Source organism: Leptolyngbya cf. ectocarpi LEGE 11479 (assembly GCF_015207065.1).
Taxonomy (GTDB): domain Bacteria; phylum Cyanobacteriota; class Cyanobacteriia; order Phormidesmidales; family Phormidesmidaceae; genus Leptothoe; species Leptothoe ectocarpi.
Genome location: NZ_JADEXP010000317.1, coordinates 1 through 7,530 on the forward strand (window position 1 = coordinate 1; position 7,530 = coordinate 7,530).

Genomic DNA, 7,530 nt, shown 5'->3' on the forward strand with positions numbered 1-7,530 from the left:
AACGGTTTGACCTGTCCCTAGATCCTGAGAGGGCGCGGTAGTATCATGATGAAACTCTACCCGCTGATATCTATAAAACAGCAGAATTTTGTTCCATGTGTGGGCCTAAGTTCTGCCCGATGCAAACCAAAGTTGATGCCGATAAGCTGACAGAACTAGAAAAGTTCTTAGCTGAATCAGCAGTGGCTAAGGTATAGCTGATGGTTACCCATTGACTTTGCAGGTTAATAACCGCCATGCAGCATCCTTTATTGTTGCTGCATGGCGGACTACGGGAGTTTTTATACTGTTACCCGTTTAGTCAAAATGACCATGACTTCATTGGGGCGTCCGGTGGAGATGGGTTTACTCCAGTCGTTGGGTTCGGCGTAGCGTTTGTTGTGCAGGTCTTGGATGGTGAGCCGTACCCCGGTGAGGCTGCCAAAAACCAGGTGCCGGACGGTTTCGTATTGATGCTCGGGCAACGGATCGGTGCCAACAGACAATGTGGACGCAACAGCGCCCTGGGTAATATCGAGAAGCATAAGCTTTGGTCTCCAAACGTAGTGTTGTGAGTCCTTGGCCACAGCCAAACTTACGAAGTTCGCAGTCAAAAAACTACGGACTTTCATTCGGTCGCGGTTTAGGAAGAAACCAAAGCTCAAATTTAGCTACCCCGAGAATGTATGCAAACCGGGGTAGCAATAGGATAAAGTATCCCAAGCCTCCGACTGCCTATATCAGTCCTGGGGGTTAGCTGGCGGTTTGGTGTGTCCAGCACCTGCCGCCAGTGCCAAATATTGAGCTTTGTGGTCATGCCCAGAAGGGCGTGAGAACTAAGGTACCGCTAAGTCATTTCGCACGTCAAGCCAAAAATATTGCAGTTGATTACAAATCCAATGGACTCCGCACTCCACGTCCACCGCGATTCAGCACATAGGTATAAATCATGGTTGTTTTTACATCCTTGTGGCCAAGCAGTTCTTGAATGGTGCGAATGTCATAGCCATTCTGTAACAAATGAGTTGCAAAGCTATGGCGAAAGGTATGGCAGCCAACGTGTTTTGTAATGCCAGCACGCTGAATAGTCTGTTTCACCGACCGTTGTACAGAGTGTTCATGCACTTGATGTCTTCTTAATCCAGGTTCTTGACATGTAGGTGTAAGCCCTTCCATCAAGTGCATGCTCGCTTCGTAAAGCAGACGGACTATCAGTGGGTATAGGACTTGTCAGTTGAAAGGCTGAAATGCTTTAAACGAGCAACTTCTCTAACTTGATCTAGCAAGCGCGGCGGCTTGGGTAGTGCCATGATAAATGCTGTATAACTCCCTTATAGGGGTGCTTATCTGTCAAAGCTGCTGGATAAGATCCCTATTTCCCATACTTAACTATCAAAAGTGCTAAATAACACCCTGGATTCCCGGAACTATACAGCAAAAATTCGGTATAAGTTCCATGAATAGGGGTTTTATAGCGCAGATCTGCTGGATAAGATCTAGAAAGTAAGGTTTTATCCAGCAGATCTGACACTGAATTACAAGTTAACCGTCTAGGGCCTTTGCTGCCGTCCCTTTAATGCTTCCTGGTAGCAAATTAGCTTCACTTCAAACATAAGGGTAGCAAAATCGAATATAATATGGCGCTGCTTTGCTCACGGTTATCGGTCTAAATTTAGTCATATGAATAGTTTTGACCGCTCTAAACATGTCTACGTTTCTCCGGATTTTGATGAAATAATCAAGGACACAATACGTTTTTTTAACGGTACGCCTGTGCATCCAATTCCCGTGCCTACACGTTTTCACGGTACAGGTGTTTATGCCTTGTATTGCATCGCTAAGTCTGGAATTTATTCAAGATTTAATTCAGTTAATAGGACTGCATTTCATATTCCTGTCTATGTTGGAAAAGCAGTCCCCAAAGGCTGGAGACAAGCTAGACAGTCATCATCTTCAGATACAAAAAGCTATGAACTAAATAATCGAATAAGAGAACATAGTCGCAGTATAGAAATCGGAGAAGGTGTAAACAGCTCCGATTTTTTCTGTAGACTCATGATTCTTGAGGATAAAGAAAGCGACTTGATTGGAACTGTTGAAGCAGCTCTTATCAGGAAATATCAACCACTTTGGAATACTTTAATTGATGGTTTTGGTAACCACGATCCTGGAAAAGGGCGATATGAGCAAGCAAAATCTGACTGGGATGTTTGCCACCCAGGTCGCCTTTGGGCGGAAAAATGTCAGGGAGTTCACGCTAATAAAGCAGATCTCTTGCAAAGCATTGAAGATTTTATGAATGAATTAAATGAAGAAGATGCCTAAATTATCCTGTTTAGAGCTGTTCACAGGAGCTGGAGGGCTCGCAAAAGGTCTAGAGATAGCTGGAGTTCAGCACACGGCTTTTGTTGAATGGAACAAGGATGCTTGCATCACTTTAGCTAATAACTACAGTGCTCAGCTTGTGCGTAATGTAGATATTCGTACATTTAAATTTTCACAATTTGGTCATGTTGACATAGTTTCTGGTGGACCTCCATGTCAACCATTTTCGATGGGAGGAAAACATAAAGGGAATATGGATCAACGAGATATGTTCCCTTACGCCTGTAAAGCGATAAGTATTTGTACACCTAAAGCTTTTGTCTTTGAGAACGTCAAAGGATTGCTGCGTAAGTCCTTCAATAGCTATTTTGAGTACATTCTCTTGAGGTTGAGATATCCTGACCTTTCTCTTCGAGCTTTAGAACGTTGGGAAGATCATCTTGCAAGGCTTGAGGAGATTCACACTTCAGGAAAGTATGATGGCATCAAATATAATGTTATTTTTCGGTTAGTGGACGCTGCAAATTATGGTGTTCCTCAGCGCCGAGAAAGAGTTTTTATTATTGGAATTAGAGAAGATTTAAATATCGAGTGGTCTTTTCCTGAAGAATCTCATTCTTTAGATTCTCTATTGTGGTCACAATTTATTACTGGTGCTTACTGGACGAGAAATGAGGTCAATCCATTAGAAATGGAAAATCTAGACCAAAGAACACAACAACGAGCTAAGCAGCTCATGCAACAGCCTAGTTTATTTCCTCCTTCTCTAGAACCCTGGAAGACAGTTCGGGATCAAATTGGAAAACTTCCAGCTCCTGACATCCAAGGTAGTTTTGATAATGAACATGTCTTGAGAGAAGGTGCGCGATCTTATCCTGGACATACTGGTAGCTATATTGATATGCCCTCTAAAGCTCTTAAGGCAGGAGATCATGGAGTTCCTGGTGGAGAAAATATGATTAGATATCAAGATGGTCGAATACGCTATTACACTACGTTTGAAGCCAAAAGAATCCAGACCTTTCCGGACAATTATAGGATTTCTGGCTCATGGACAGAAGCGATGAGGCAGATCGGTAATGCTGTACCTGTAGAGTTGGGTTATCGAATAGCTAACTCTTTAGTCCAAGCTATATCTCCCCGGTCAAATGAAACAGCTAACACTTCGTTGGTACGGACGGGATAAAGGGATTGATAAAACTTAGCAGTCGCTTGCCGCCGCACAACTCCACCGTTAGTGCTCTACATTTCATTCAATTTTTGGATGTTAAGTAAAATGATTAAAGTACAGTGCATCCGTAGGGAAAAGTATTAGGCAGATGCGTTATATGCAGGCTATACAATCCGCTGTCACAGCCACCTCCAATCATTGCTGAAAAGAACGGAGCCTCCATGTCTTGGCACCTTGACCAGTATGTAGAAACAAGTGCAGGAGCGGTGGCTGCAGGTACAGGTGGTGATGGCCCTGCTCTAATCTTGGCGCATGGATGGCCGTGGTCTTCATTTTCCTGGCACCACATTATCCCCGAACTTGAAAAACACTTTCGAGTTTACTGGTACGACATGCCAGGCTATGGACGATCTGCCAAGTCTGAAAACCAGCGCACATCACTAGATGTGCAAGGTCAGATTTTTGCTGAGATGGTTGAGCATTGGAAGCTTAAGCAACCGCTAGTTGTTGCCCATGACTTCGGCGGCGCGACGACTCTCCGAGCCCATTTGCTGCATGGGTGTGAGTTTGATCGATACATTCTGATGAATGTCGTAGCAATGCGCCCTTGGGGCTCAGAGTTTTTCGACCATGTAGGCCGTCATATCGATGCGTTTCTTGGGCTTCCGACGCATATTCATCGAGCGATCGTCAGGGCCTATATCGAAGGTGCTTTGATGAACAACATTGATGATACAGATCTTGAACAATTGATCGAGCCTTGGCTTTCGGAAAATGGACGTAAGAGTTTCTATAGACAGTTTGCACAGGCTGATGAGAGGTATACCGCTGAAATCGAGCCATTGTTTGGGGAGGTTCGTTGTCCAGTGAAAATTATATGGGGGAGAGATGATCCCTGGATCCCGCTGCAACGAGGAGAGGCACTTCATTCTCTCATCCATCATGCTTCGTTCAAGCCCTTGGACAATGTGGGTCATCTGCCACAGATGGAGGCACCGCAGATGATCTTAGAGGAATTCGTGAATTTTTTGACAGACAAGCAAATTGATTAGTTGGAGTATCAAAGCATGCTGATAATCAGTGCAACCGCCCTCGACTCAGCGTAAATTACTGACAAGCGATGAGTCTTTCTAATAACTCTTTGATTATTGTACTTGCGATCATCGCCATCTAACTATTCGGTTGCACCCGATGGAGTACAGTCGATCCGTATCCACGACTGGCTTGATACGGCTAAACGAGGTAGTCCTGCTTTATCTCGACAACTGTTCAGAGTATGGCTGTGTAGAAGCTGTAAGAGAAAGCGGTGTTACATCGTCTCGTTAAGCCCGTTTCATCGCTAGCATTAACCCATCTGCCATGGGTACCAAACTCATAGATACCCGTCCATCTCCATGGATCTTCTCATTTAGCGCGTGGATACGTTGTGTACGATTATCCTGTTGCTCTGTTGGCTCAGCCACTCGTCCTGACCACAGCACATTGTCTACTGCGATTAGGCCACCTGGACGCACTAGCTGCAACGCTCGTTCATAATAATTGTCATAGTTGCTTTTATCTGCATCTATAAATGCAAAGTCAAAACTGTTGCTATGGCCTTCCTCAATCAGCTGATCAAGGGTGTCCAGTGCCGGGGCAATGCGTAGGTCAACTTTGTGGGCCACTCCCGCTTTTTCCCAGTATTTACGGGCCATAGCCGTATACTCATCACTAATATCACAGGCAATTAACTGGCCATCTGCGGGCATAGCCATAGCCACAATTAGTGAACTATAGCCAGTGAATACTCCCACTTCTAGGGCCTTTTTTACCCCCAACAGCTGTACCAGCAATCCCATAAACTGGCCTTGCTCTGGCGCAATCTGCATCACTGCCATAGGGTGCTGATTATTCTCTGCTCGAAGTTCTTGCAAAATCTCACTATCTCGCACGCCGACAGAGAGTAGATAATTGTGGAGATTTTCAGTGAGACTAAGAATTTTGGTAGACATTGGGGAGAGGCCTTATTGATTAGTTTTGGCTAGAGACCGTTAAGGGAACTGCACAAAAGCCCCAGGTAAAGACGGGCAGTGGGCCGCTACGGTGCTTTGTTTGAGTGCGAGCGCCTGCGTTCTCTAGAGAATATTAAGACCGAATCCTCCAAACTCGAAACTCTATGGATGTTTCTTGTGATACCAATGCTAGTACGTTTGCCTGTTTGCTAATCTAGACATAGACGTGTGTGAGGCCCGCCATCATGGATGTAACTCGGGTAGTGCAAATATCTGCCCGGGTGGGATGGATCATTGAAATTAGCCGGCAAGATGATGGCTATCGCTGCTGGGTCATCAACCGTGAGTTGGATGTGCTGAGTGACGGTCATGTATATGCCACTAGCAGTGCCGCCCTGGCCGCAGGCAGATTATTTGTGGAACGCAGCTAGCCTACTGGCACAGTACCCGTCGCATGGTTTTCATGTTGCCTGGCAAATCAATGCGCATGGCTTGCTCCAGTAGAAACTTAGGGGCAGGAATCATCGGGGTGGCCTGCACTGAGTAGGTCAGCAGGGTGCCATCCCCAAAATCTTCAAGTACCAGGTCGGCGGCAAAGTCGGCAAAGGTGCCTCGCTCTAGGCGAAACTGAATGCTCTGGTGTAGGTGCTCAACGACATGTAGATAAATTTCTACTTGGGCTGTGAAGAGGATAAAGGCTTTACGGGCTACTTGGTACAGCTTACGGGTAATGCGTTTAGACTGCTGCTTGACGTGCTGTTTGACGGAGGCTTCTAGCTCGCGGCTTTGGGTGATGTCGGGAAAGTAATGAACCCAGCGGCTATAGTCAGTGAGCTGTTCCCAGAGCTGCGATCGCACCAACGGTACGTACATTTGAGCGGTCACAGCCGCTCCTTTTCCAGCATGAGCGTTGGTTGCAATCAAGACATCGCCGCGCAGTAAAGCAGCCTGTTGTGTTGTCGAAACCATAGGATGAATAAGGAAAAACTCTATAGGTATTGAATAAACTCACAAGATCAGGTAACGCCCCTCAAATTAGACAGTTAGTTAGGTGGCCTGCCAAATTCTACTGATTCGTTGCCATTATTAACCAGCCAGCGTAAGACTAGTATCAAGCAGACACATTATTGCGTAAAACCTTAGTAAACCTTGTTTTTCCCTCAGAATATTTGCTCAAGAATATCCACCCACTCAGCGTGACCCATGGCTAACCGTTTTCGTTTGCGTCCAATTACCCAACTTTTGCTGGCCACCATGGCGATGACGGCCATTGTCTGGGTTTTGCGGGGTGTGGGGCTACTGGCGTTTTTGCCAGGGATCATTATTTGGCTCTTGATCTTGGCTTGTTTTGCGATCGCGCTTTTCAGCAGTGTGCAATCAACTCGCTAGGAAATATAAATCATTTCTAAACCAAATATTAAATAAATTTTAAATTGACTCTGCTAGGTTGCCGAAGAGTTGTGAGGCAATCAGCAATGGAACAGTTATATGGGTTCGGGCACTGGTTTGGGCACTGGTTTGGGCACTGGTTTGGGCACTGGTTTGGGCAAATACTCGGCATTCCTCTGCTGCTGCTCCTCCTGGGAGACTTTGTTGCGACGTTTATCTACCATGTGCCTGAGCACGTCTTTGGTCGCTACCACAGCATTGTGCACCACAGCCCCAACCGTAGCTTTGTCAGCTATGCCCTGCGCCAGCATTGCCCCCAGGCCTTACTGCCGGGCTTTTTAGGTGCTCTACCCTATCTGATATGGGTACCCCTACTGTGGCTGATATCCCCCTTGGGCACCGTTGTCGGCTTACTGCTAGCCCAGCTCCATGTGATTTGGCGACATCAGTTTGCCCCTGACTATCGCACCCCTAGACTGGTTAAAATCCTTTGCCGCTGGCTATGCATCACCACACCAGAGCGGCATCGTCTTCACCATTGCAATGCCGTTAGTGTCACTAATTTTTCGCCATAGCTTGGTATCGTCTCAAATAGTTCAAAGTAGGGATTTACAGCCATACTGGATGCCTACCTATGACGATCCAAGACCGGGAAGCCCAAATCCTACGAGTCAA

At 46.0% G+C, this 7,530-nt stretch carries 10 protein-coding genes; 6 read left to right on the forward strand and 4 right to left on the reverse strand.

Features of this window, described 5'->3' with window-relative positions:
* Nucleotides 1–281: 281 nt before the first annotated feature.
* Complete coding sequence (locus IQ260_RS24135; protein ID WP_193995631.1) at nt 282–524, reverse strand: hypothetical protein; 243 nt, start codon at nt 522–524, stop codon at nt 282–284.
* Between the two features lie 343 nt (nt 525–867).
* On the reverse strand, nt 868–1,164 hold the full coding sequence (locus tag IQ260_RS24140; RefSeq protein WP_193995632.1) for a tyrosine-type recombinase/integrase: 297 nt from the start codon (nt 1,162–1,164) through the stop codon (nt 868–870).
* A gap of 495 nt (nt 1,165–1,659) precedes the next feature.
* Here IQ260_RS24140 and IQ260_RS24145 point away from each other — a divergent pair, with 495 nt between their 5' ends.
* The 3 genes from IQ260_RS24145 (at nt 1,660) to IQ260_RS24155 (ending at nt 4,527) form a co-directional block, all read left to right on the forward strand.
* Nucleotides 1,660–2,304 carry an Eco29kI family restriction endonuclease gene (locus IQ260_RS24145; protein ID WP_193995633.1) on the forward strand — a complete coding sequence of 215 codons (645 nt, stop codon included), beginning with the start codon at nt 1,660–1,662 and terminating at the stop codon, nt 2,302–2,304.
* Entirely contained in the window at nt 2,297–3,490 is a 1,194-nt protein-coding gene (locus IQ260_RS24150; RefSeq protein WP_193995634.1) for a DNA cytosine methyltransferase, read from the forward strand. Before IQ260_RS24145 ends, IQ260_RS24150 begins: the two co-directional genes overlap by 8 nt.
* Before the next feature lie 206 nt (nt 3,491–3,696).
* Nucleotides 3,697–4,527: an alpha/beta fold hydrolase gene (locus IQ260_RS24155; RefSeq protein ID WP_193995635.1), complete on the forward strand. Its 831-nt coding sequence runs from the start codon at nt 3,697–3,699 to the stop codon at nt 4,525–4,527.
* Between the two features lie 270 nt (nt 4,528–4,797).
* Here the strand turns inward: IQ260_RS24155 and IQ260_RS24160 are convergent, their stop codons facing one another.
* Nucleotides 4,798–5,466: a class I SAM-dependent methyltransferase gene (locus IQ260_RS24160; protein WP_193995636.1), complete on the reverse strand. Its 669-nt coding sequence runs from the start codon at nt 5,464–5,466 to the stop codon at nt 4,798–4,800.
* Nucleotides 5,467–5,711: 245 nt separating this feature from the next.
* On the opposite strand from IQ260_RS24160, the gene IQ260_RS24165 reads away from it, so the two are divergent.
* Nucleotides 5,712–5,897 carry a hypothetical protein gene (locus tag IQ260_RS24165; RefSeq protein WP_193995637.1) on the forward strand — a complete coding sequence of 62 codons (186 nt, stop codon included), beginning with the start codon at nt 5,712–5,714 and terminating at the stop codon, nt 5,895–5,897.
* A 1-nt stretch (nt 5,898) separates the two neighbouring features.
* On the opposite strand, the gene IQ260_RS24170 is transcribed toward IQ260_RS24165, so the two are convergent.
* A complete protein-coding gene (locus tag IQ260_RS24170) occupies nt 5,899–6,435 on the reverse strand; it encodes an SRPBCC family protein (protein ID WP_193995638.1) in 537 nt (178 codons plus the stop codon).
* A 234-nt stretch (nt 6,436–6,669) separates the two neighbouring features.
* Between IQ260_RS24170 and IQ260_RS24175 the strand changes: the two genes are divergently transcribed.
* Both IQ260_RS24175 and IQ260_RS24180 read left to right on the forward strand, forming a co-directional pair.
* Nucleotides 6,670–6,855: a hypothetical protein gene (locus IQ260_RS24175; protein ID WP_193995639.1), complete on the forward strand. Its 186-nt coding sequence runs from the start codon at nt 6,670–6,672 to the stop codon at nt 6,853–6,855.
* Nucleotides 6,856–6,941: 86 nt separating this feature from the next.
* The gene (locus IQ260_RS24180; RefSeq protein WP_193995640.1) at nt 6,942–7,430 is read left to right on the forward strand and encodes a sterol desaturase family protein; all 489 of its coding nucleotides are present in this window, start codon (nt 6,942–6,944) and stop codon (nt 7,428–7,430) included.
* Nucleotides 7,431–7,530 lie beyond the last annotated feature (100 nt).